Annotated in this window: 20 protein-coding genes; 14 read left to right on the top strand and 6 right to left on the bottom strand. The window is 68.5% G+C overall.

What is annotated here, in order from left to right; all coding sequences use genetic code 11:
- Positions 1-10 precede the first annotated feature (10 nt).
- The 3 genes from HUN07_RS19890 to HUN07_RS19880 all read right to left on the bottom strand — a co-directional run bounded on the left by HUN07_RS19890 (position 11) and on the right by HUN07_RS19880 (position 3,545).
- The gene (locus HUN07_RS19890; protein WP_174912166.1) at positions 11-1,366 is read right to left on the bottom strand and encodes an ABC transporter substrate-binding protein; all 1,356 of its coding nucleotides are present in this window, start codon (positions 1,364-1,366) and stop codon (positions 11-13) included.
- A complete protein-coding gene (locus HUN07_RS19885; protein ID WP_174912163.1) occupies positions 1,359-2,492 on the bottom strand; it encodes an ABC transporter ATP-binding protein in 1,134 nt (377 codons plus the stop codon). Before HUN07_RS19885 ends, HUN07_RS19890 begins: the two co-directional genes overlap by 8 nt.
- A 129-nt stretch (positions 2,493-2,621) precedes the next feature.
- Positions 2,622-3,545: a MurR/RpiR family transcriptional regulator gene (locus HUN07_RS19880; RefSeq protein ID WP_174912160.1), complete on the bottom strand. Its 924-nt coding sequence runs from the start codon at positions 3,543-3,545 to the stop codon at positions 2,622-2,624.
- A gap of 221 nt (positions 3,546-3,766) precedes the next feature.
- Between HUN07_RS19880 and HUN07_RS19875 the strand changes: the two genes are divergently transcribed.
- From HUN07_RS19875 to HUN07_RS19825, 11 genes are all read left to right on the top strand, one after another.
- Entirely contained in the window at positions 3,767-5,038 is a 1,272-nt protein-coding gene (locus HUN07_RS19875) for a globin domain-containing protein (RefSeq protein WP_254622611.1), read from the top strand.
- A 149-nt stretch (positions 5,039-5,187) separates the two neighbouring features.
- Positions 5,188-6,009, top strand: a complete 822-nt coding sequence (locus HUN07_RS19870; protein WP_174912158.1) for a DUF4261 domain-containing protein — start codon at positions 5,188-5,190, stop codon at positions 6,007-6,009.
- A 13-nt stretch (positions 6,010-6,022) separates the two neighbouring features.
- Complete coding sequence (locus HUN07_RS19865; RefSeq protein ID WP_254622610.1) at positions 6,023-6,616, top strand: GDSL-type esterase/lipase family protein; 594 nt, start codon at positions 6,023-6,025, stop codon at positions 6,614-6,616.
- 65 nt (positions 6,617-6,681) lie between these two features.
- Positions 6,682-7,671, top strand: coding sequence for an AraC family transcriptional regulator (locus tag HUN07_RS19860; protein WP_114724232.1), 990 nt, complete (start codon positions 6,682-6,684; stop codon positions 7,669-7,671).
- Positions 7,672-7,789: 118 nt separating this feature from the next.
- Complete coding sequence (locus HUN07_RS19855; protein ID WP_174912152.1) at positions 7,790-8,980, top strand: serine hydrolase domain-containing protein; 1,191 nt, start codon at positions 7,790-7,792, stop codon at positions 8,978-8,980.
- 145 nt (positions 8,981-9,125) lie between these two features.
- A complete protein-coding gene (locus HUN07_RS19850) occupies positions 9,126-12,404 on the top strand; it encodes an error-prone DNA polymerase (RefSeq protein ID WP_217487150.1) in 3,279 nt (1,092 codons plus the stop codon).
- A gap of 64 nt (positions 12,405-12,468) precedes the next feature.
- On the top strand, positions 12,469-14,112 hold the full coding sequence (locus HUN07_RS19845; protein WP_217487229.1) for an FAD-dependent oxidoreductase: 1,644 nt from the start codon (positions 12,469-12,471) through the stop codon (positions 14,110-14,112).
- Positions 14,113-14,161: 49 nt separating this feature from the next.
- Positions 14,162-14,470 carry a rhodanese-like domain-containing protein gene (locus HUN07_RS19840; RefSeq protein ID WP_114724236.1) on the top strand — a complete coding sequence of 103 codons (309 nt, stop codon included), beginning with the start codon at positions 14,162-14,164 and terminating at the stop codon, positions 14,468-14,470.
- Positions 14,471-14,569: 99 nt separating this feature from the next.
- Positions 14,570-16,744, top strand: a complete 2,175-nt coding sequence (locus HUN07_RS19835) for an MMPL family transporter (RefSeq protein ID WP_174914898.1) — start codon at positions 14,570-14,572, stop codon at positions 16,742-16,744.
- A gap of 92 nt (positions 16,745-16,836) precedes the next feature.
- Complete coding sequence (locus tag HUN07_RS19830; RefSeq protein WP_114724237.1) at positions 16,837-17,103, top strand: metal-sensitive transcriptional regulator; 267 nt, start codon at positions 16,837-16,839, stop codon at positions 17,101-17,103.
- Between the two features lie 39 nt (positions 17,104-17,142).
- Positions 17,143-17,529, top strand: coding sequence for a DUF302 domain-containing protein (locus tag HUN07_RS19825; RefSeq protein ID WP_174912146.1), 387 nt, complete (start codon positions 17,143-17,145; stop codon positions 17,527-17,529).
- An 18-nt stretch (positions 17,530-17,547) separates the two neighbouring features.
- Here HUN07_RS19825 and HUN07_RS19820 read toward each other — a convergent pair whose 3' ends face one another.
- Positions 17,548-18,612 carry a TDT family transporter gene (locus HUN07_RS19820; protein WP_174912144.1) on the bottom strand — a complete coding sequence of 355 codons (1,065 nt, stop codon included), beginning with the start codon at positions 18,610-18,612 and terminating at the stop codon, positions 17,548-17,550.
- Between the two features lie 91 nt (positions 18,613-18,703).
- Between HUN07_RS19820 and HUN07_RS19815 the strand changes: the two genes are divergently transcribed.
- Entirely contained in the window at positions 18,704-19,597 is an 894-nt protein-coding gene (locus HUN07_RS19815) for a LysR family transcriptional regulator (protein WP_114724240.1), read from the top strand.
- A gap of 26 nt (positions 19,598-19,623) precedes the next feature.
- Here the strand turns inward: HUN07_RS19815 and HUN07_RS19810 are convergent, their stop codons facing one another.
- Positions 19,624-20,643, bottom strand: a complete 1,020-nt coding sequence (locus HUN07_RS19810) for an alpha/beta hydrolase (RefSeq protein WP_174912141.1) — start codon at positions 20,641-20,643, stop codon at positions 19,624-19,626.
- 153 nt (positions 20,644-20,796) lie between these two features.
- Positions 20,797-21,261 (bottom strand): tRNA (cytidine(34)-2'-O)-methyltransferase, encoded by a 465-nt coding sequence (locus HUN07_RS19805; RefSeq protein WP_174912138.1) that lies wholly within the window; start codon positions 21,259-21,261, stop codon positions 20,797-20,799.
- Positions 21,262-21,340: 79 nt separating this feature from the next.
- Here HUN07_RS19805 and HUN07_RS19800 point away from each other — a divergent pair, with 79 nt between their 5' ends.
- Entirely contained in the window at positions 21,341-21,622 is a 282-nt protein-coding gene (locus HUN07_RS19800) for a hypothetical protein (RefSeq protein ID WP_174912136.1), read from the top strand.
- A gap of 43 nt (positions 21,623-21,665) precedes the next feature.
- The gene (locus HUN07_RS19795; protein ID WP_114724244.1) at positions 21,666-22,274 is read left to right on the top strand and encodes a pentapeptide repeat-containing protein; all 609 of its coding nucleotides are present in this window, start codon (positions 21,666-21,668) and stop codon (positions 22,272-22,274) included.
- Positions 22,275-22,291: the final 17 nt, after the last annotated feature.

The raw sequence follows: 22,291 nt of genomic DNA, 5'->3' as shown, positions 1-22,291 counted from the left end.
TTCGTTTCACTCAGCCGATCAGGTCCTGGGCGCGCTGCTGGGCAGCGGCCATCGTGGAGGCGGGGTCCTTGCCGTAGAAGACCGACTCCTCGATCGCGGTGGCGAGGATGTCGTCGATCTGAACGTAGCTGTTGCCCGGGTAGGACTGCCACGGCTCGAGCCGGTCCAACTGCTTGAGATTGGGGGCGAGGAGCGGGTTGCCGTCGGCCCAGGCCTTCAGTGCCGTGGGGTCGGTGGTCAGCGACGTGCGCAGCGGCAGGTAGCCGATCTTGGACGAGATCTCGGTGTACGCGTGATCGCTCGTCATGAACTTGATCAGCTCCCACGATGCGCGCTGCTTCGCGGGATCCTGGGAGAACACGAACAGCGCCGAGCCGGAGTTGGTGGGCACCGCCTCGCCGCCGGCGAACGCGGGCATCGCCGCGGCCCGCAGTTCCCAGCCGGCGGCCTTCGACGCGCCCAGCAGCATGCCCTGGACCGCCGAGGACTGCAGCTGGATCGAGCTGTCGCCCTTCATGAAGCTCTCCATCTGGCCCGCCGAGTCCTGGTTGGCGAGCACGCCCTGGTCGTACAGGTCGCGCAGCATCTGCACCGCCGCGAGCGAATCGTCGCTCGCGAACTCGACGGTGCTGCGGTCCTCGGACAGCACATTGCCGCCGGCCGACCGGAACAGTCCCTGCATGCACCAGTTGCCGCCCTTGACCGCGCACGAGATCGTCAGCGCCGGCTTGCCTGTCGTCGCGGTGATCTTCTTCGCGGCCGCCGCGACATCGGTCCACGTCGACAGTTCGGTGTCGGCCGGCAGGCCCGCCTTCTGGAACGCGGTGGCGTTGTAGAACAGGACCGGGGTGGAGAAGACGTACGGCATGCCGTACGTCTGGCCCTCCCAGTCGCCGAGGGTCGCGGCCCGCGGGTGATAGGGGTGCGCGCCTGCGAGATGCTCGTCGACGGCATCGGCGCCGACCATCGAGTCGAGGGAACGGGCACCCAGCTCGTTGACGGCGAAGTCGAGCGTGTCGAAGGTCAACTGCGCCACGTCGGGCGGGGTTCCGGCGAGCAACTGGGTCTGCACGCTGCTCGCCGTTCCGCTTCCCGCGGCCGATGTTCCTTGCGGTGGTTGGGGTTTGACATCGATGTTGGGATGTTCGGCCTCGAAGTCGGCGATCAATCCGGTGATGGTGTCCGTCCACGGACCTGCCTGTGTCAGGTTGTAGGACTCGAAGGTGATCTCGACCTTCTGGTCGGGGTCGAGTTCGGGCACGACGCCGTCGGACGACGAACTCGAGGCGCCGGCGCCGGTGGCGCATCCGGTGAGGGTGAGGGCGGCCAGCGACAGCAGCGCCAGGCCGGTGGTGCGTCTACGCATGGGTCAAGCTCCTAGCTGAAGAAACAGGAACGTCGGTGTGCTGGGGTACATCGATCCACTCGATTCGCCGACCGCTCGCGCGGTCGAACAGGTGCACGTGTTGCGGATCGGCGGTCAGGGTGAGGATCTGCAAGGGCTTCATCGCGATCGGCCGCGGGGACCGGACACACACCGTCGTGTCGCCGACCGTGCAGTACGCGATCTCCTCGCTGCCGAGGTTCTCGACGGAATCGACAGTCGCGGTGAGGCATACGGATTCGGTGTTGTCGCCGACGCGAAGGTGTTCGGGACGGATGCCGAGGACCACGTCGAGGTCCTCGGTCTCGCCCGGCCACAGGTCCGCACGCATGCCGGGGGCGAGGGCGCACACGGCGCCGTCGACGGTGCGGACCGTGGCGTCGAGCAGGTTCATCGCGGGGCTGCCGAGGAAGCCGGCGACGAACACCGAGGCCGGGCGGTCGTAGACCTCCTCCGGGGTGCCGATCTGTTCGACGGCGCCACCGTTGAGGAGCGCGATCCGGGTCGCCATCGTCATCGCCTCGACCTGGTCGTGGGTGACGTACACGAACGTCGCGCCGAGTCGTCGGTGCAGGTCGGTGAGTTCGCGTCGTGTCGCGGTCCGCAGCTTGGCGTCCAGGTTGGACAGGGGTTCGTCCATCAGGAACGCCTTGGGATTGCGGACGATCGCGCGCCCGACGGCCACGCGCTGTCGCTGGCCGCCCGACAGTTCCTTCGGCTTCCGGTCGAGCAGGTGCGCGATCTCGAGTTGGCGCGCGACCTCGTCGACCCGTTCCGCGGCCTGACTCTTCTCGACCTTCCGCACCTTGAGCGGGAAACCGAGATTGCGGGCCACCGACAGGTGCGGGTAGAGCGCGTAATTCTGAAAGACCATCGCGACGTCACGCTTGCGCGCGGGCGCCGAGGTGATGTCCTCGCCGTCGAGGACGATGCGTCCGCTGGTCGGCTCCAGCAGTCCGGCGATCATTCGGAGGAGCGTGGTCTTGCCGCAGCCTGAGGGGCCCAGGAGCACCAGGAAGTCGCCGTCCTGGATCTCCATCGAGATGTCGTCGACGGCGGTGACGCCGCCGAAGCTCCTGCCCAGGCCCTCGATTCGAATACTGCCCATGACCCTCTCCCGATGAAACGTGATTACCCGAATCGGCTCGATTCGGAATTCTCATTACATCGAGTAGTTAGCCAGTCGAAGGTGAACGTGAACTGAATGGTCCAGCAACGAACGATGAGGTTTGGTGGGCTAGATGCGGTCCGTCGGCTCGTTCTCGATGATCGGCGGATTCATCAGGGCGGCAAAGTGTTCCAGGCTCTTCGTGGCGGCGTCGGTGGTCGCCCCGTCGACCTCGGACACCGCGACCTGTAGCCCCAACAGGAACGTCAGCTGGATGATTGTCGCCGACACCCCGTGCCCGGCGTACGGGCCCGACCCGTTCCCGATCACCAGCGCGGAGTCCGACAGTTCGACCAACGTGGACCGGGCATGGCCGGTCACGCCGACGACGTACGCGCCGGCCGCGCGGGCGGCCCTCGTCGCGTCGATCGTGTACGCGTTCATGCCCGAGTCGCTGACCGCGACGCAGACGTCGTCGGCGGTCAGGGTCCGCGCCGCGAACAGTTGGACGACGGTGTCGGTGGGTGCCTCGGCGATCCTGCCGTTGACCAGCATCCGAACCGCGAAGGCGGCGGCTGCCGGTGCCGAGCCGCCGTTCGCGACGACGAAGATTCGCCGCGCGTTCGCGAGTACGCGCACCGTGTCGTCGAAGGACTTCTCCGACAGCGGCGCCAGACCTCCGGACAGGTCCGAACCGACCTCCGAGACGATCGCCTGCAGCACGCCGATGCTGCCCGGCGGCGAGGCGTCCTGCGGCGTCGTGGAGGTCTCCGCGCCGAGGTCGCGCAGCAGCAGCATCCGGACGTGCTGGAAGCCGGTGAAACCGAGATTCTGGCACGCGCGCACCACGGTCGCGGTCGACGTCGATGCCGCCTCCGCGAGATCCGCCGCGGACCACCACGCCACCTCGCGCGGCCGCTCCACGCACACGTCGGCGACGCGGCGTTCGCTCGGCGCGAGCCCTGCCGCCATCGCCCGGATGGTCGCGGTCGTCGTGCCGATCGGAAACTGCGTGCCGGAAGCTGACTCTGATTCGGGGGAACCTGCGCTCATGGCTTCTGGATAACACACGCCGGTGAACGGCTGATCCTGTCGGCCTGAGCGCCCGTTCCCGCGGGTTCGAGACGGGATCCCGCGGATCAGGACGAAGAGTGGGCGCTCAGGCCGATCTAAACCGGGCAATTGCCCCGAACTTCACAAATTGCCTGTCGTGGGGGGATCGGTGATGCTGTATTGCGGTAACCGGTCGGTCCCGAAAGGTCTCTGATTTCCTCATGTCTATCGTAGTCGCCCCCGTCGGCATCTCCACTGTCGCGCCCTCCGTCGTCGTGGGCGCCGGCGACACCGGAACCGGGAGGGCGTCCGCACCGAATTCGTCTCTGCTGTCGCCGGACTCGCTTCCGATCATCGAGGCTACGTTGCCGGTGGTGGGGGAGCACCTGGGGGAGATCAGTGAGGTCTTCTACCGTCATCTGTTCGACGGGGTGCCCGCGCTGGAGTCCGACCTGTTCAACAGGTCCAATCAGGCGAACGGCGAGCAGCAGAAGGCCCTGGCCGGTTCGATCGCGGCGTTCGCCACCCTGCTGGTCACCGAGGATGCACCGCCGGTCGACCGGGTGATGTCGCGGATCGCCGCGAAGCATGCGTCCCTGGGTATCTCGCGGGTGCACTACGACCTGGTGCACCGGGCGCTGTTCAGGGCCATCGGCGACGTGCTCGGTGACGCCGTGACCCCGGAGGTCGCGGCTGCCTGGGACGAGGTGTACTGGCTGATGGCCGACTCGCTGATCGCGCAGGAAGCGGCGATGTACGACCGGGCCGAGGTTGCGGCAGGACGCGTGTGGCATGTGCTCACGGTGGTCGGTCGCCATGAGGTCGCGCCGGGAGTGTGGACGTTCACGCTGGCAGGCGGTACGGGTGTTTCGATGGTGAACTATTCTGCTGGACAGTATATTTCGGTCGCAATGATCGTCGGCGACGGCGCTCGGCAGATCCGTCAGTACACGGTGATGTCGGGGGACGAGCCGGACACGTGGGAGATTACCGTCGACCCCATGCCGGGCGGTCTGGTGTCGAACAAGCTGATCGCCGAGGCCGGGATCGGATATCCGCTGGTGGTGTCCATCCCGTCCGGGACCGCGTACCCGGTCCGGAACGACAACCCGGTCGTGCTCGGCTCGTCCGGTGTCGGCTCGTCGCTGACCGTCGCGATCCTGCAGGAGATGATCGCCGTGCGGGACACCCGGCCGGTCTATGTGGTGCACGTCGACAAGGACGAGCAGTCGTTCGCTCATCGGAATCGAATCCTCGGTCTCCTCGAGGCGTATCCCGGCTATTCGTGGCTCGAGACGTACTACGTCGACGACGCGGAGGAGGCGGTGCCACTTCTGCGTGACCGCGAATGGGACAGCGGCGCTGAGGTATACCTGTGCGGATCACCGCGATTCATGCGACAGGTTCGCAGGATCGCTGTCGTCAAAGGTATTTCGCCGGAGAAGGTCCACTACGAGGTGTTCGCGCCGGATTCGTGGTTCGGGTTCGACTGATTCGGTCGCGGGGTCGTCGGCTGTCCGCCGCGTGGGCAGAATGTCGAGGATGTCCGGTCCGCGGATAGGGTGTAGCGCGACGCGGTCCTGGAAGCATCCCGTGCGGTCGCCGATCGCGTCAATACGCACACGATTCTCCGAGGGAGCCCATGCCCGCGCTCGCGATGCTGTTCCGGGACCGGCTCGACGCCGACGTCACTGCCGAAGCGCTCACCGCGCAAATGCGGCTGGACTGGCCGGACGTCGAACTCTCCGGCCTTGCCGTCGATCGGGACGAGTCCGCAGACCGGGACGGGCCGGTGTGTCTCGACCTGGACGGCAGGATGATTGCGCTGCTCACGGTTCCTTCCCCGGTGGGCGACGACGTCGCCGACATCGCCGGGCACAGTCGGCTGTGGCCGAAGGAGGTGCCCGCTCCTACCGACTACACCGCGCACACGATCGTCACCGTGCTCCGTCCGGGAAGCGCCGACGAGGACGCGATCGCGGACGCGGTGTTGTTGTCCCGTGTCGTCGCGTCGCTCGTCGCGCTCAGCGGCACCATCCGCGCCGTGTACTTCGGCAGTGCGAATCACATCATCCTGCCCGCACTGTTCCGTGACCTCGTGAAGGACGTGCTGCCCGAGCCGCCGTTGCTCGCCTGGGTCGCGATCAACGTCGGCCGGCGCCCCGACGGCGTGATGACCGGTCACACACGAGGTCTCGACATGCTCGACCTCCCGGACATCGAGATCCCGGACACCCCCGAGTCCGCCGGCGACACGTTCGACCGTCTCACCGGCATCACCTCGTACCTTCTCGAGGAAGGCCCCGTCATCAACGACGGCGACACGATCGGGAGCACCGAGGTCGCCGAGATCGTCGTCGATCACGCCCCGAGCGACATCGATCCCGAACGCACCGTCCTACGGCTGAGGTTCGATGCCGGGCAGAGCAAGCGCAAGCGGGGTTGGTTCGGACGTCGACGCTGACATCATCATGGCTATGAATGATGTGCGGGTGTGTTTCGTCGGCGACTCCTTCGTTGCGGGGGTCGGTGATTCCGAGTACCTGGGGTGGGCGGGCCGACTCGCGGCGGGAACGGCGCGGGCGGGTCTGACGGCCTACAACCTCGGGGTGCGCCGGCAGACGTCGAGCGAGATCCGCGACCGCTGGCTGGGGGAGTGCACGCCCCGACTGCCGTCCGGTTGCGAAGGGCGCGTGGTGTTCTCGTTCGGCGTCAACGACACGACCGTCGAGAACGGATCGGTGCGGGTCGACCCTGCCCGGTCCGTGGAGAATCTGGCCGCGGTACTGAAGGAATGCGGCAGCGTCGGGTGGCGGGCGCTGGTCGTCGGACCGCCGCCGATCGCGGACGTCGGGCAGAACGAGCGGACGGCACGATTGGACCGATCCTTCGCCGACGTGTGCCTCGGTGCCGGGGTGCCGTACGTCGCGGTGTTCGCGGAGTTGTCGGGCAACGCGGTCTGGGCGGAGGAGGTACGCAACGGCGACGGCGCACACCCGGACAGCGGTGGGTACCGGGAGCTCGCAGAACTGACCCGGCCTGCCTGGGACACGTGGATCGCCGATTCCTGATCCGCGAACGGCGCCGGGACGCCGAGGAGGTTCCCGGTCGGGGCGAAGCTGCCTATGCTCCCGGTGTGTCATCGACATTCGATCCCCGGACCCGCGATGAGCGGGCGGCGGGACTGGTCACCGACTGGGACGAGATCAAGCAGTGGTCGGACGCGGTCTACATGCCGTACGAGGTGCGACCGGTCGGCCGCGCGCTCGCCCCTGCGTCCAGCATGTTCTCGGCGGAGATCGGTGAGATGACGTTGACCCGGTTCAGCTACGGAATCCCGGTGACGATCGGCGAGTTCGCCCCGGAGGCGGGCAACATCCTGGTGCTCACCACACTCGCCGGGTGGACGCGGCACGAGATCACTGCGAAGTCGAGTGTCGATCTGACGACCGGGGAGACCTTCGTCGCCGACTGCAGTCGGGTCGACTACCGGTTCGACGCGGACGCCGCGCACCTGCAACTGAACCTCACGATTCCGCACCGAATGCTCGCCGATCTGGCACTGAGCTGGTGGGGGTGGATGCCCGACGACCGATTGTGGCGGCACAAGTGCGTCATCGGTGGGCCGGGCGGCCCGTGGCTCGGGTTGATGGAGTACGTCACTCGCACCCTGTCGAGTGCACGGAACCTGGTCGATCACGAACGTGTCCGGCTGAACCTGCAGGAACTGATCGCCGCGCAGCTGCTCGCCGAGTGGGCCGCCGACGCCGGCATCGATCCGGTGTCGACCAGCGGTGTGCGTGCCCCGGGCTATGTCCGGCGCGCCGTGCGCTACATCGAGGACAATGCGCAGGACCTACCGACCGTGTCGGAGGTTGCGGGGTCGGTCGGTGTCAGCGTGCGTGCCCTGTCCGGCGCGTTCCGTGAGTACCTCGGGATCACGCCGCGAGACTGTCTGCGGGAGCAGCGGTTGCAGGGGGTGCGGCGAGAACTGTCGTCGTCGACATCCACGGTCGCTGCCGCCGCCGGTGCGTGGGGGTACGTGAACATGGGTGTGTTCGCAGCCGCCTACCGGCGGCGATTCGGCGAGAATCCGTCGGACACCCTGAGTCGCGCGCAGGGGTGACGCGGCTCACGAACGGCTGCCGATTCGGGACGGGTGTTGCCGATCGGGGACATGGGTGCCGCGCAGATCCTCGTAGGTTGCTCTCCTGCAACGACTTCTCGCCGACAGGAGAAAAACCATGGGCCAACGTGATTCGGAACTGAACGCCGTCCTGCGTGACGTGACGGCGGCCGGCGGTGCCGGGCAGGTGCCCGGTGTGGTCGCGATGCTGACGGACCGGAACGGCACCGTGTTCGAGGGTGCGGCCGGGCTCCGATCGGTCGGTGACACACAGCAGCCGATGACCCTCGACACGGTCTTCGCGATGTTCTCGACGACGAAGGCGATCACCGGCACCGCCGTGCTGCAGTGCGTGGAGGAGGGGCTCGTCGACCTGGATGCGCCGGCAGCACGTTACCTCCCGGAGATCGGAAAGCTCCAGGTGATCGACGGGTTCGATGCGTCGGGGGCCCCGGTGCTGCGGGCGCCCCGGCGTGAGATCACCACGCGCATGCTGTTGCTGCACACCGCGGGACTCGGATACTCCTTCTTCGACGAGACCTACCACCGCCTGGCGGTCGAGCACGGTCAGCCCAGCATCATCACCGGGACCCGGGCGTCGTTGGAGACGCCGCTGCTGTTCGAGCCCGGTGAACGCTGGCAGTACGGTTCGAACATCGACTGGGCCGGCCTCGTGGTCGAGGCTGTCAGAGGTGAGCGGTTGGGTGACGTGATGGCCGAACGCATCTTCGCCCCGCTGGGGATGACGGACACCGCGTTCACACTCGACCCGACGATGAACTCGCGTCGCGCCACGATCCACCAACGCCGGCCCGACGGGACCCTGGAACCGCTGGATCTGGTGCTGCCGCAGGATCCCGAGGTGCACATGGGTGGGCACGGGCTCTACTCGACGGCCGGTGACTACACGAAGTTCCTCCGCATGTGGCTCGGTGACGGGGCGGGCGAGCACGGGCGTGTCCTCGCTCCGGACACTGTGCGGCAGGCCGTGCTGAACGGGTTGGACGGTCAGCAGGTGACGATGCTGCCCGGCGTCGAGCCCGAACTCTCGCACGACGCGGAGTTCTTCCCCGGCCGGCGCAAGTCGTGGGCGTACACGTTCATGGTCAACGACGAGGACGCGCCGACGGGCCGGCCGGCCGGGTCTCTCGGCTGGGCCGGGCTCGCGAACCTCTACTACTGGATCGACCGACGCAGCGGTATCGCCGGATTCTGGGCGACGCAGATCCTGCCGTTCGTCGACCCGGCGTCGATAGGGGGCTATCTCGACTTCGAGACCATCACCTATCGCAGCCTCGACCGGAAATAGGCGGTTGCCCGGCTGGGTCCGCGTTGACCCCGCCGGGCGCACGTGTCAGACTCGAATCAATCGAACACGAGTTCGAAAGATGCGTCTTCCTCGTCGGCATCTTCCCTGATGTGCGGGCTGGTGCCTGCGGGAAGGCTGCAGAGGGATGGGATGGGGCAACGGTCCGCCGACGTGGGCGGAGATGGAGCGGGTGCTGTCGGGGCGGCCGCGTCGGGATTCGGAGTTCCCGGGCGACGGCGGCGACAGTCCCGCGTGGTCCCGTAAGCGCGGAGACTATCGAGGGGCGACGTCCCGGCCCGTCGGTGCCACCGTTCCCTACGCGGAACTGCACACGCACTCGGCCTTCAGCTTCCTCGACGGTGCCAGCCCGCCCGAGGAGTTGGTGGAGGAGGCGGTGAGGCTCGGTCTCGACGCGATCGCGCTGACGGACCACGACGGGCTGTACGGGGTGGTCCGATTCGCCGAGGCCGCGAAGGAACTGAACATGCGGACGGTGTTCGGGGCCGAGTTGTCGCTCGACGCGGCGCCGCGTACCGGCATCCCCGATCCGGACGGTACCCACCTGCTGGTGCTGGCGCGCGGGCAGGAGGGCTACCGGCGACTGTCCCGTCAGATCGCGGCCGCGCACCTGGCCGGCGGTGAGAAGGGCAAGCCGCGCTACGACTACGACGCGCTCACGGAGGCCGCCGGCGGGCACTGGCAGATCCTCACCGGCTGCCGCAAGGGTCACGTGCGGAGCGCGCTCGCGGCGGGTGGCCCCGAAGCGGCCGCCGCCGCCCTACATGATCTCGTCGACCGCTTCGGTGCGGATCGGGTGACGGTCGAACTGACGCATCGTGGGCTGCCGGAGGACGACGAGATCAACGCGCGGCTCGCAGAACTGGCCGGGCGGCAAGGCCTTTCCGTGATCGCCTCCACGGCTGCGCACTTCGCGGGACCGTCACGGCGACGGCTCGCGATGGCGATGGCCGCGGTGCGGGCCCGGCAGAGTCTCGACGAGGCGGCGGGCTGGCTCGCTCCCACCGGCGGCGCGCACCTGCGGTCGGGGGTGGAGATGGCGCGACTGTTCGCGCAGTACCCGCAAGCCGTGTCGGGTGCGGCCGAGTTGGGGCTCGAGTGCGCGTTCGACCTGCGGCTGATCGCGCCGCAACTGCCGCCGTTCGACGTCCCGGACGGGCACACCGAGGCGAGTTGGCTGCGTGAGCTCGCCATGCGGGGTGCGCGTCGGCGTTACGGGCCGCCGTCATCGAATTCGGCCGCCTACGAGCAGATCGAACACGAACTCGGAATCATCGAGAGGCTCAACTTTCCCGGGTACTTCCTCGTGGTCCACGACATCGTCTCGTTCTGCAAGGACAACGACATCCTCTGTCAGGGAAGAGGATCGGCGGCCAACTCGGCCGTCTGCTACGCGATCGGCATCACCAACGTGGACCCGGTGCGCAACCAGTTGCTGTTCGAACGGTTCCTCTCGCCCGAACGCGACGGCCCGCCCGACATCGACGTCGACATCGAATCCGACCGCCGGGAGGAGGCCATCCAGCACGTCTACACCAAGTACGGCCGCGAGTACGCCGCGCAGGTCGCCAACGTCATCACCTACCGGGGCAGGTCGTCGGTGCGGGACATGGCCCGCGCGCTCGGCTTCTCGCAGGGGCAGCAGGACGCGTGGAGCAAACAGGTCAGCAGGTGGAGCGGTGTCGGCGCGGAGACCGGCACCGACATCCCCTCGGCGGTCCTGGAGTTGGCCGCCCAGATCGAGGGCTTCCCACGACACCTCGGGATCCACTCCGGCGGCATGGTGATCTGCGACCGGCCCATCGCCGACGTGTGCCCGGTGGAATGGGCGCACATGGAGAACCGCAGCGTCCTGCAGTGGGACAAGGACGACTGCGCCGCAGTGGGACTGGTGAAGTTCGACCTGCTGGGCCTCGGCATGCTCTCGGCGCTGCACTACATGATCGACCTGGTCGCCGAGCACAAGGGGATCGCCGTGGACCTGGCGCAACTCGACCTGTCCGAGCAGGCGGTGTACGAGATGCTGCAGCGGGCCGACTCGGTGGGCGTGTTCCAGGTGGAGTCCCGCGCCCAGATGGCGACGCTGCCGCGGCTGAAGCCCCGCAACTTCTACGACCTCGTCGTGGAGGTCGCGCTGATCCGCCCCGGGCCGATCCAGGGCGGCTCGGTGCACCCCTACATCCGACGCCGCAACGGCCGCGAACCCGTCACGTACGACCATCCGTGTCTCGAGAAGGCACTGGAACGGACGCTGGGGGTTCCGCTGTTCCAGGAGCAGCTCATGCAGATGGCCGTCGACGTCGCCGGATTCACCGCCGCCGAGGCCGACCAATTGCGGCGGGCGATGGGGTCCAAGCGCTCACCGGAGAAGATGGAACGCCTGCGCGGGCGGCTCTACGACGGCATGCGGGAGCTGCACGGCATCACCGGCGAGGTGGCCGACCGGATCTACGAGAAGCTGTACGCGTTCGCGAACTTCGGTTTCCCCGAGAGTCATTCGCAGAGCTTCGCGTCGCTGGTCTTCTACTCGTCGTGGTTCAAGCTGCACCATCCGGCGGCGTTCTGTGCCGGGCTGCTGCGGGCGCAGCCGATGGGCTTCTACTCGCCGCAGTCGCTGGTGGCCGACGCCCGGCGGCACGGGGTGACGGTGCACGGGGCGGACGTCAACGCGAGCCTCCCGCACGCGACGGTGGAGGCGGCCGGCACCGAGGTGCGGCTGGGGTTGGGGGAGGTCCGCAACATCGGGACCGCGTTGGCCGAGCGGATCGTCGCGGCCCGCGACGAGGACGGGCCGTTCACCTCGTTCCTGAACCTGACCGGGCGGGTGGAACTGAGCACGGCGCAGGCCGAGTCGCTGGCCACGTCCGGGGCACTGGGCTGCTTCGGGATCTCGCGGCGGGAGGCGCTGTGGGCGGCGGGTGCCGCGGCGGGGGAGCGCCCGGACCGGTTGCCGGGAATGGGGGCGTCGACACGGGCGCCGACGCTGCCCGGCATGAGCGACATCGAACTCGCCGCCGCCGACGTGTGGGCCACCGGGATCTCGCCGGACACCTATCCGACCGAGTTCCTGCGCCCACAGCTCGAGGCCCTCGGGGTGATTCCCGCGTCGCGACTGCTGGACGTCCCCGACGGGGACCGGGTGCTGGTCGGGGGAGCGGTCACGCACCGCCAGCGTCCCGCGACGGCCGCCGGGGTGACCTTCGTCAATCTCGAGGACGAGACCGGAATGGTCAACGTCGTGTGCTCGGTTGGCCTGTGGGCGAAGTATCGCAGGCTCGCGAACAGTGCCCCGGCGCTGCTGGTGCGCGGGCGGGTGCAGAACGCGGAGGGCGCGGTGACGATCGTCGCGGACCATCTCCAGTTGATGGACCTGCGGATGCCGACGAAGTCCCGGGACTTCCGCTGAGAGCAGCTTCACACCCCACCATATACCCCCTGGGGTATGCTCGACTCCAACATCGAGGAGGTAGATCGTGAAGGTTGTCATCGTCGGAGGTGTCGCCGGCGGCATGTCCGCGGCCACCCGCATGCGTCGTCTGGACGAGTCGGCGGAGATCGTCGTGTTCGAGCGCGGCGCACACGTGTCGTTCGCGAACTGCGGTCTGCCCTACTATGCGGGCGGCGTCATCGAGGACCGCGACGAACTGCTGCTGCAGACCCCCGAGAGTCTCGGCGCCCGCTTCCGCCTGGACGTCCGGGTCCGCAGCGAGGTCGTCTCCATCGACGCCGACGCGCGCACCGTCACGGTCCGCGACCTGGAGTCCGGGAACACCTACGTCGAGAGCTACGACGAACTGGTCCTGAGCACCGGCGCGAGCCCCATCGTGCCGCCGCTGCCCGGCGTCGAGCGCGCCCTGATCCTGCGCGACGTCGAGGACGTCGACCGCCTGGTCGGGCAGATGGAGACGGCGCGCAGCGCGGTCATCGTCGGGGCCGGGTTCATCGGCGTCGAACTCGCCGAGAACCTCCGTCACCGCGACCTGGACGTCACCGTCGTCGAGCTCGCCGATCAGGTGCTCGCGCCCCTCGACCCCGAGATGGCCGCACCGGTCGCCGACCGCATGCGCCAGAACGGGGTGAACCTCGAGCTGGGCACCCAGCTCACCCGCATCGACGCGACCACCGCCGACCTGGCCGACGGGCGCACCGTCCCGGCCGACGTCGTGGTCATGGCGATCGGTGTCCGGCCCGAGACTGCGCTCGCGAAGATGGCCGGACTGAAGCTGGGGGAGCGTGGCGGCGTCGCGGTCGACGATCAGATGCGCACCTCGGTCCCGCACATCTTCGCGGTCGGCGACACCGTCGAGAAACACGACGCGATCGGCGACAGCGCAGCGCTGATCCCGCTGGCCAACCCGGCGAACCGTCAGGGCCGCCTGGTGGCCGACGTCATCGCGGGCCGACCCGTGCACGCGCGCTCGTCGTCGGGCACCGCAGTGGTCGGGGTCTTCGGGCTCGTCGTCACCGCGACCGGCTGGAACGAGAAGCGGCTGCGGGCCGCGGGCCGCCCGTACCGGGCCATCCACACCCATCCGCAGTCGCACGCCGGCTACTACCCGGGCGCGCAGCAGATGTCGATCAAGCTGCTGGTCGATCCCGAGACCGACGCGATCCTCGGCGCCCAGGCCGTGGGCGGTGACGGCGTCGACAAGCGGATCGACATCATCGCCACCGCGATGGCCGGTGGGCTGACGGCGTCGGATCTGGCCGACCTCGAACTGGCGTACGCGCCGCAGTTCGGTTCGGCGAAGGACCCGGTGAACATGCTCGGCTACATCGCCGACAACCTGCGCACCGACTCCACCCGCACCGTCCAGTGGCACGAACTCGATACCCTGGTCGCCGACGGTGCGTCGCTGGTCGACGTCCGCACCGCCGACGAGTTCGCGGCCGGCGCCATCCCCGGTGCCGTCAACGTTCCGCTCGACGAGCTCCGGGACCGTGTCGGTGAACTGCCGGCCGGTGACCTGGTCGTGCACTGCCAGGTGGGCCAGCGTGGTCACACCGCGGTGCGCCTGCTCGGACAGCTGGGTCGGCCCGCGGCCAACCTCGACGGCGGCTACAAGACGTGGGACGCGGGACGGCGTGTGAACGCGCCGGCCACCGTCTCGTGACGAACCGCGACAATCGAACGACTGCTGAAGAACATCCGGAAGGAACCCCATGCGTGAAATTGACGTGACCGAACTCGAATCGGTGTTGGCCTCGGGCGCCCCGCTCGTCGACGTCCGGGAGGCGGACGAGTTCGCCGGCGGGCACGTCCCGGGTGCCGTCTCGATCCCGCTGAGCGAGTTCGTCGCGCGCGTCGACGAGGTTCCCGCGGACGCCACCGTGTACATGATCTGCGCGGTCGGCGGCCGCAGCGGCCAGGCTGCCGAATACCTCGTGGCCCGCGGCGTCGACGCCGTCAACGTCGCCGGCGGCACCATGGCCTGGATGCAGTCCGGCCGCGCCGTCGACGCCGGCAGCTAGTCTCCTCCGGACCCGGTCGAGGTCGTCACGTACTCGGCCGGGTTTCTTCGGTCGTTCATATACCCCCACCCGTATTTTCGAACCATGAAGGGCAAGCTCATGACCACCACCGGACAGCAACGAGAAACTGCGAAGTCCCCGCCGCCCTCCAGCGAGTCAGTCGGCGGACCGCTCGCACGACTCGGCGCCGCGATGGCCGGCAACTTCAAATGGGTGATCACCGCCTGGCTGGTGCTCGTCGTCGCCCTCGGCGCCGCGGCACCGTCGGTGTTCAACTCGCTGGCCGGCGCCGGTTGGCAGGCCAACGGCTCCGAGTCGGTGCAGGTCCGCGAACTCGCGCAGGAACACTTCGGCGGCAACGCGTCGTCCGCGGTCCAGGTCGTCGTCCACTCCGACGACAAGCCGCTCGACGATCCCGCGATGCAGCAGGTGCTGGGCGAGGCCACGTCGATCCTGAAGGCCGACGCCCGCATCGGCGAGGTGATCCCGCCGCAGCCCGGCATGACCATCAGCCCCGACGCCCACACCGGAATCCTGGTGGCCGGCGCGAACGCGAACACCGACGAGATGGTGCGCGCGGTCGACGACCTGGGTGGTGACCTGACGGCCCTGTCCGGCGACGGCATCGATGTCTACCCGACCGGCGCGTCGGCGCTGTGGAGCGACTTCAACAAGGCCAACCACGAGGCGATGATCAAGGCCGAGATGATGTCGTGGCCGGTCACGCTCGGCATCATGGTGCTCGCGTTCGGCTCCCTCGTCGCGGCCGGTCTGCCGCTGCTGCTGACCCTCGCGGGACTCGTCGCGTCGGCCGGTGCGCTGGTGCTGCTCAACGAGATCACGCCGATCTCGGTGTGGGCCATGAACTTCGCGATGATGTTCGCCCTCGCCCTCGGCATCGACTACGCACTGTTCCTGGTGGTCCGCTTCCGGGAGGCGCTGCGCGCCAAGGCCGACGCGCGGCTCGCCGTCGCGGAGACGATGGACACTGCCGGCAAGGCCGTGCTGCTGTCCGGGCTGACCGTGCTGGTGAGTCTGTCGGCGGTGCTGCTGGTGCCCGCACCGGCGGTGCGGACGATGGCGGTCGGCATCATGCTCGCGGTCGTGTTCGTCCTCGCCGCGACGCTGACGCTGCTGCCCGCGGTCCTGGCCAAGCTGGGCCGCAAGGTCAACGCCGGTTCGCTGCCGTACGCCAAGAAGCAGCAGACCCAGAATGACGGCTCGCCGCTGTTCGCGAAGTGGGGACGACTGCTGGACCGGCGCCCGTGGCCGTTCGCGGTCGGTGCCGTCGCGATCCTGATCGGACTCGCGATTCCGCTGGGTGGGCTCGAGGTCGCGATGCCGTCGATCCAGGTGGTGCCCGAGGACGCCCCCGTCCGTCAGGGCTACGAACTGGTGCAGGAACAGATGGGCATCGGCGCACCGGGTGCGCTGCAGATCGTCGTGCCCGCGTCCGACGCCCCGGCAGCCGCCGAAGCGGCCGCGGCCGTCGACGGTGTCGCCGCGGTGACACCCGCGATGCCCGCGATGGACGGCTCCGACCTGATGATGATGCAGGCGCTGCCGACAGTGGATCCGTCCGATCCCGCGCTCGGCGGAACGCTCGACCAGCTCCGTGCCGAGCTGCCCGACAGCGCTCTCGTCGGCGGTGCGCCGGCGGAGAACCTGGACCTGCAGCAGGCGCTCAACGACTACCTGCCGCTGGTGATCGGCGTGATCCTGGCGCTCGGCTTCCTGCTGCTGCTGGTCGCGCTGCAGGCCCCGCTGGTGTCGCTGATCGGCACCGTGGTGAGCCTGCTCTCGACTGCCGCCGCGTTCGGTGTCTCGAAGCTGATCTTCCAGGACGGCCACCTGTCCGGGCTGCTCGGTTTCGAACCGCAGGGCTTCCTCGACGGCTGGGGTCCGGTGTTCTTCTTCGCGATGATCTTCGCGATCGCGATGGACTACACGGTGTTCCTGCTGTCGACGGTCAAGGAACAGTACGAGAAGACCGGTGACGCCCGTCGCGCCCAGATCGGGGGCATGGCGCACTCGGGCCGGGTCATCTTCGCGGCGGCCGCCGTCATGGTGGGCGTGTTCTTCAGCTTCGCGCTGGCCGAGCCGCTGCCGCCGAAGGAGATGGGCATCCTGCTCGGTGTCGCGGTGCTGCTCGACGCGGTGCTGATCCGCCTGGTGCTGCTGCCGGTGCTGCTGCGCCTGACCGGCAACGCCGCCTGGTGGTCCCCGCGCTGGCTGCGCCGGGCGCTGCCGAACATCACGTTCTCGCACGGGTGACTCCGGCGCCGGATCCGGCTGATGATCGTTGTCACAGCCGGATCCGGTCGGATACCCCTGTGGGTAATCTGGAAGTAGAACTAGGAGGTCCCATGACCGGAGACGAAGAGAGCATCGCCCTGGTGCTCAACCGACTGCGCCGCGCGCAGGGGCAGCTGGCGGGCGTCATCTCGATGATCGAGAACGGCCGCGAGTGCAAGGACGTCGTGACCCAGCTGGCCGCGGTGTCGCGGGCCCTGGACCGGGCCGGATTCAAGATCGTCGCCACCGGTCTGCGTGAGTGCCTGGCCGGCGACGGGAAGGCGTCCGAGCCGCTGACCGAGGCCGAACTGGAGAAGCTGTTCCTGGCACTGGCGTGATCGCCGGGAAACCGAACCGACAACCGTGAGGAGTCCGTCATGGATCTGGGAATCTCGACCCGCTTGAACACCGAGTTCGACGACGCGATCGCCAAGACGCGGGCCGCGTTGCAGGAGCAGGGTTTCGGTGTCCTCACCGAGATCGACATGCAGGCCACGCTGAAGACGAAGATCGGCGCCGAGATGGAGCAGTACGTCATCCTCGGAGCCTGCAATCCGCAGCTCGCGCACCGCGCGGTCGGGGTGGATCGTCAGATCGGCCTGCTGCTGCCGTGCAACGTCGTCGTCCGCGCCGACGGTGACGGCGTGATCGTCGAGGCCATGAACCCCGCGCTGATGGTCGAGGTGACCAAGGAGCCCGGACTCGAGTCCGTCGCCGACGAGGCCACGATCCGACTCCAGGCTGCCATCGACGCCCTCGCCTGACCGACGGTTCGGCCCGGCTCAGGCCGGGGCCGGAAGCGCCCTGGTCCGAACCTTGTGTGCGGTGTGCACTGCCACCACGCACCAGGCGACGACCAGGGCGCACAGCAGTCCGGCCGACAACACTCGCGGGATCTCGAAGTCACCCGCGACACCGAATGCTCCCATCCCGACCGCGCAGGCACCGACCGGGAAGGTGAAGCTCCACCAGCTCATCGTGAAGGTCAGACCGTTGCGGAACGCGCGGGCCGTGACCACGCCGACCGCGGTCAGCGCGACGATCATGATGGTGCCCATCAGCAGTCCGTACCCGAGCCCGAAGATGTGCAGGGCGTCGGCGACGTCGTGACCGACGGCCCCCTCCGCCGCCGTGCCCAGCAGGTTCGCCGCCGCGATCGACTGTCCGACGATGCCGAGCGGAATCCACATGGTCGGCAGGGCCTGCAGCGGCGGGAGTCCCCGCTCGCCGAACTCGCGTCCGACCATCGTGGCGATGACCAGCGCGAAGACCAGGGCGACCGTGAACAGCGCATAGCAGCCGGTCAGCATCGCCACACGCGGCCAGCCCTCCGGCAGGTGGTTCACCAGGGCGGCGCCGGTCGCGGCCGACACCATCGGCGGCACCACCGGCATGAGCCAAGCGGGCACCGGAGTGCCGCGATCGGCGACCGACCGCAACCGCATCCCCATCACCGCGCTCGTCACGAGTCCTCCCGCGGTGCCGATTGCCCAGAGCGTGCCCGCGATGGCGAAGGCCGCATCGGCGTTGATCACGGTGGACCCGACGGCCGCGGTCCCGGCTCCCACGGTGAGCACGGCCATCGGCAGCGCGCCGTAGAAGGGGAACATGGTGGCGCTGCGGGCGTAACCGCGGGCGTGCTCGGTGTGGCGGACCCAGTGGATGACGAACGCGGTCACCAGCACGACCAGCAGGGCCGTCGCCAGCAGCCAGAACGCGAGCGCGATTCCGCGCCGTCCGGGGAGGTCGACCGGGAGCGACGACGTGGCGACGGCGATGATTCCCGTGCCCATCACCATGGCGAACCAATTGGGGGTCAGGTGTGCCAGACGTGAAGCTGTGAGCATGACACCAACTCTCCCGTCTGGTCGTTGTCCCCGGTAGAAGCCTTGGGGTAGATGGGGTACAAACGCGCTTTGTGGGGCTAGCCTTGGTGGTATGCCGCTTTCGAACCGCGTACCCGAACTCGCCGCGCTGGACGTGCTGGTCGCGGTGGGTCGGCTCGGGAGCATGGGGGCCGCGGGGCGCGAGCACGGACTCAGCCAGCAGGCCGTCAGCGCGCGCGTGCGCTCCGCGGAACGCCAGCTCGGGATCCGCGTGTTCGACCGCGGCTCCGGCGGCGTCCAGCCCACCGCCGAGGGCGCACTGATCCTGGAATGGGCGTCCGCGATCCTCGACTCCGCGGAGGAGCTCGCGTCCGGAGTCGCCGCGCTGCGCGGCGAGATGGAGGCCAACCTCACCGTCGCGGCCAGCATGACCATCGCCGAGTACCTCGTGCCCGCCTGGACGGTCACGATGCGGCGCAAGCACCCGAACGTCGTCACCTCGATTCGGCTGCTCAACTCCACCGACGTCGCCGCGCAGGTACGGGCGGGGGAGGCCGACCTCGGTTTCGTCGAGGGGCCCGTGGTCCCGGACGGCCTCCGGTCGGTCGAGGTGGCCCGGGACGAACTGGTCGTGATCGTCCCGCCCGGCCATACCTGGATCTCACGCGCACCGATCGCCGCGAGTGAACTCGCGGCCACGGCACTGATCCAGCGGGAATCGGGGTCCGGCACCCGAACGACACTCGAGCACGCGGTGCCCGGATGCGTCGAGCCGCTGCTGGAACTGACGTCGTGCACGGCGGTCAAGGCGGCCGTCGTGGCCGGCAACGCTCCAGCCGTCGTGTCGTCGCTCGCGGTCGAAGCGGACCTCAACGACGGTCGGCTCTCGTCCGTCGAGGTGGAGGGTCTGCGGATGCCGCGACGGCTGCTCGCGGTGTGGGACGAGTCCCGCGGACTGCGCGGAGCCGCCCGCGACTTCCTCGAGATCGCCCGCACGGGAAGCTGACCACAGGCCCGGAATCCGGGCGGGAGTCAGATCCCCATCGCACGCGCCAACAGCGGCCACGACTGGTGCAGATCGTCCTGCCAGTACAACCACGAATGCGAGCCCGAGGGTGCGAAATCGAAGGTGGCCGGAATGTCGAGCTGCTGCAAGCGATTCGCGAGGTTGTGCGTGCACATGTTGGTGGCGGCCTCGATGACGCCGCCGACGGCGACCTGCCGCGCGAAGGCAACCAGGTCGCCGTCCACTCCGGGGGCGCCGAGGTGGTCGTACTGTCCCGGCAGCCCCGAGCCGGACGAGACGAACAGGGCGGTGCCCCGGAGTTTCTCGGCGTTCACCACGGGATCGTTGGCGATCCAGCCCGGCCCGCCGACGGGCCCCCACATGTTCGTCGGGTCGGCACCCTTCGCCGATCGGACGACCAGGTCGACGAACGCGGTACCGGCGGGGCTGCTCGTTTCGGCGCAACCGCTGTACGACCCGACACCCTTGTACAGGCCGGGAGCGGCGATGGCCAGGTTCAGGACCGACGTCGCGGTCATCGAGATGGCGGCGATCGAATTGTTTCCGTTGCCACCGAACTCGGAGTCGATGATCGGGGGCAGCTCGCGGGTCAGGAACGTCTGCCACTTGTTGCGGCCCAGGATCGGATCGTCGCGCTCCCAGTCGGTGTAGTAGCTCGCGGCGCCGTCCATCGGGGTGACCACGTTGACGTGCTTGTGGGCGAAGAACTCGGTGACGTCGGTGTTCTCCTGCCACGTCGCGTCCGTATTCCCGCCGCCGGCGCCGTTGAGCAGGTAGAGCGTCGGGCGAGGAGTCGAGGTCTCCGCGGGCAGCAGCACACGAACGGGGATCACCCGGTCCATCGACGGGGAGTAGACCTGTGCGGTGACCGCACGTGAGCCGTCGTCGTCCACTCGGGTCACGCGCGGTGCGGGTTCGGCGCTCGCCGCGGGTGCCTGGGCAAGGAGCCCGGTCACGACGAGTGCCGTCACGGACAGTACCGCGGCGCAGGCGTTCCGCAGACGGTGCACTGCTTCAGTACGCATGGTGACCCCTCAGCCACTCCGAGGGGTGGCACCCGACATACCTGCGACGCGCGCTAACACGCATTCCCCCTGCTAATTCAGGTTTTCGAGGGCACTGTAGCGCGTGTGACCCGGTCGTCGTACACCGGATCGGTCAAGTGTCCAACTCGGGACTCAGACGCCTCCGGCGAATCCGTGCTGACGCCACGCCTCGTACGTCACGACGGCGGCGGCGTTGGACAGATTCAGCGACCGCCTGCCCGGAACCATCGGGATCCGCACGTGTGCGGTCACGTGCGGATCGGCGAGAACCTCCTCCGACAGGCCCGTCGGCTCGGGACCGAACAGCAGGACGTCGCCCGGCTGGTACGCGATGTCGGCGTACGACGTCGACGCGTGCGCGGTGAACGCGAACACCCGGTCCGGATTCAGCGCCGCCCACGCCGCATCGAGATCCTCGTGCACGGTGACCGAGGCCAGGTCGTGGTAGTCGAGGCCGGCGCGGCGAAGCTTCGGCTCCGACAGGTCGAACCCGAGCGGTCCCACGAGGTGCAGTTCGCAGCCGGTACCGGCGACCATCCGGATCGCGTTGCCGGTATTGGGGGGAATGCGGGGCTCGTGGAACATCACTCGGAACACGGCGTTCAGCTTGCCAGGCGCCGGAGGTGCTCGGATACTCGGGCGCGGCGGCCTCGGGTACCGTTTCGGGGATGCGGCCGTGGCGCTCGATCGGGCCGCCGCCGCAAAGGACGCCGACACTGCCTGGGACTTCTATTCGCAGCGATGCCAGGCGGAGATCGGGGACGTCGAGTCTTACCGTCGTCTGCTCGACGCCTTCTATGCAGGCCGGGACCCGCGGCCGACCAGCTGGACCGTTCGCGTGATCGGATCGTCGGGCCAGGTGGTCACGGTGGACGCGGACCCGAACGCACCCGCGCACGCGATGGAGCCGCGCACCTGGACGCTGATCGACGATCGCTGGCAGTTCGACAACTGCTAGAGGACCGGTCGTAATTGTCGGTACCCGAGGGCAGCATGGACGTATGACGGGAGAACTCGTGGAGATCGTCGGGGAGGACTTCTCCGACGCCCGCATGTCGCGGGAGAACTGGAACCGGCAGCACTACACCGCGTGCTCGTTCCGGGACGCCGACCTGTCCGAGCTGCACACCGAGTTCGCCGTCTTCACCGAATGCGACTTCACCGGTGCCGATCTCACCGACTCGCATCATCACGGCAGTGCGTTCCGGTCGTGCATGTTCGCGCGGACCACCATGTGGCACAGCAGCTTCCGTAATTGCAGTCTGCTCGGATCGGTGTTCGTCGACTGTCAGCTGCGGCCGCTGCTGATCGACGAGGTGGACTTCACGCTGGTCTCGATGGGCGGCGCCGACCTGCGCGGGCTCGACTTCACCGACTCCCGGTTCCGCGAGGCCAACCTGGTGCAGGCGGACCTGCGCGGCGCGATCCTGCGGTCGGTGGACCTGCTCGGCGCCCGCGTCGAGGGTGCGCGACTCGAGGGCGCCGACCTGCGGGGAGCCCACGTCGACGCCGGGCTGTGGACCACCGCGAAGCTCGACAAGACCCAGGTGGAACTCACCCAGGCGGTGGCCTACGCGACCGCGATGGGACTCGTCGTCGAGCCGTGGTGACCGCGAAGATTCGGAGC

This window comes from Rhodococcus sp. W8901, from assembly GCF_013348805.1.
Classification (GTDB): Bacteria; Actinomycetota; Actinomycetes; order Mycobacteriales; family Mycobacteriaceae; genus Prescottella.
The sequence above is the reverse complement of the archived record's forward strand: the minus strand, read 5'-3'. Positions and strand labels throughout refer to the sequence as shown.

What these genes read in the sequence shown, in the direction of transcription:
- HUN07_RS19835 (WP_174914898.1), top strand. Translation starts at nt 14,570, where the DNA reads ATGACCACCACCGGACAGCAACGAGAAACTGCGAAGTCCCCGCCGCCC.
- HUN07_RS19825 (WP_174912146.1), top strand. Translation starts at nt 17,143, where the DNA reads ATGGATCTGGGAATCTCGACCCGCTTGAACACCGAGTTCGACGACGCG.
- HUN07_RS19865 (WP_254622610.1), top strand. Translation starts at nt 6,023, where the DNA reads ATGAATGATGTGCGGGTGTGTTTCGTCGGCGACTCCTTCGTTGCGGGG.
- HUN07_RS19875 (WP_254622611.1), top strand. Translation starts at nt 3,767, where the DNA reads ATGTCTATCGTAGTCGCCCCCGTCGGCATCTCCACTGTCGCGCCCTCC.
- HUN07_RS19810 (WP_174912141.1), bottom strand. Translation starts at nt 20,643, where the DNA reads ATGCGTACTGAAGCAGTGCACCGTCTGCGGAACGCCTGCGCCGCGGTA.
- HUN07_RS19885 (WP_174912163.1), bottom strand. Translation starts at nt 2,492, where the DNA reads ATGGGCAGTATTCGAATCGAGGGCCTGGGCAGGAGCTTCGGCGGCGTC.
- HUN07_RS19850 (WP_217487150.1), top strand. Translation starts at nt 9,126, where the DNA reads ATGGGATGGGGCAACGGTCCGCCGACGTGGGCGGAGATGGAGCGGGTG.
- HUN07_RS19820 (WP_174912144.1), bottom strand. Translation starts at nt 18,612, where the DNA reads ATGCTCACAGCTTCACGTCTGGCACACCTGACCCCCAATTGGTTCGCC.
- HUN07_RS19840 (WP_114724236.1), top strand. Translation starts at nt 14,162, where the DNA reads ATGCGTGAAATTGACGTGACCGAACTCGAATCGGTGTTGGCCTCGGGC.
- HUN07_RS19870 (WP_174912158.1), top strand. Translation starts at nt 5,188, where the DNA reads ATGCCCGCGCTCGCGATGCTGTTCCGGGACCGGCTCGACGCCGACGTC.
- HUN07_RS19815 (WP_114724240.1), top strand. Translation starts at nt 18,704, where the DNA reads ATGCCGCTTTCGAACCGCGTACCCGAACTCGCCGCGCTGGACGTGCTG.
- HUN07_RS19795 (WP_114724244.1), top strand. Translation starts at nt 21,666, where the DNA reads ATGACGGGAGAACTCGTGGAGATCGTCGGGGAGGACTTCTCCGACGCC.
- HUN07_RS19830 (WP_114724237.1), top strand. Translation starts at nt 16,837, where the DNA reads ATGACCGGAGACGAAGAGAGCATCGCCCTGGTGCTCAACCGACTGCGC.
- HUN07_RS19880 (WP_174912160.1), bottom strand. Translation starts at nt 3,545, where the DNA reads ATGAGCGCAGGTTCCCCCGAATCAGAGTCAGCTTCCGGCACGCAGTTT.
- HUN07_RS19890 (WP_174912166.1), bottom strand. Translation starts at nt 1,366, where the DNA reads ATGCGTAGACGCACCACCGGCCTGGCGCTGCTGTCGCTGGCCGCCCTC.
- HUN07_RS19855 (WP_174912152.1), top strand. Translation starts at nt 7,790, where the DNA reads ATGGGCCAACGTGATTCGGAACTGAACGCCGTCCTGCGTGACGTGACG.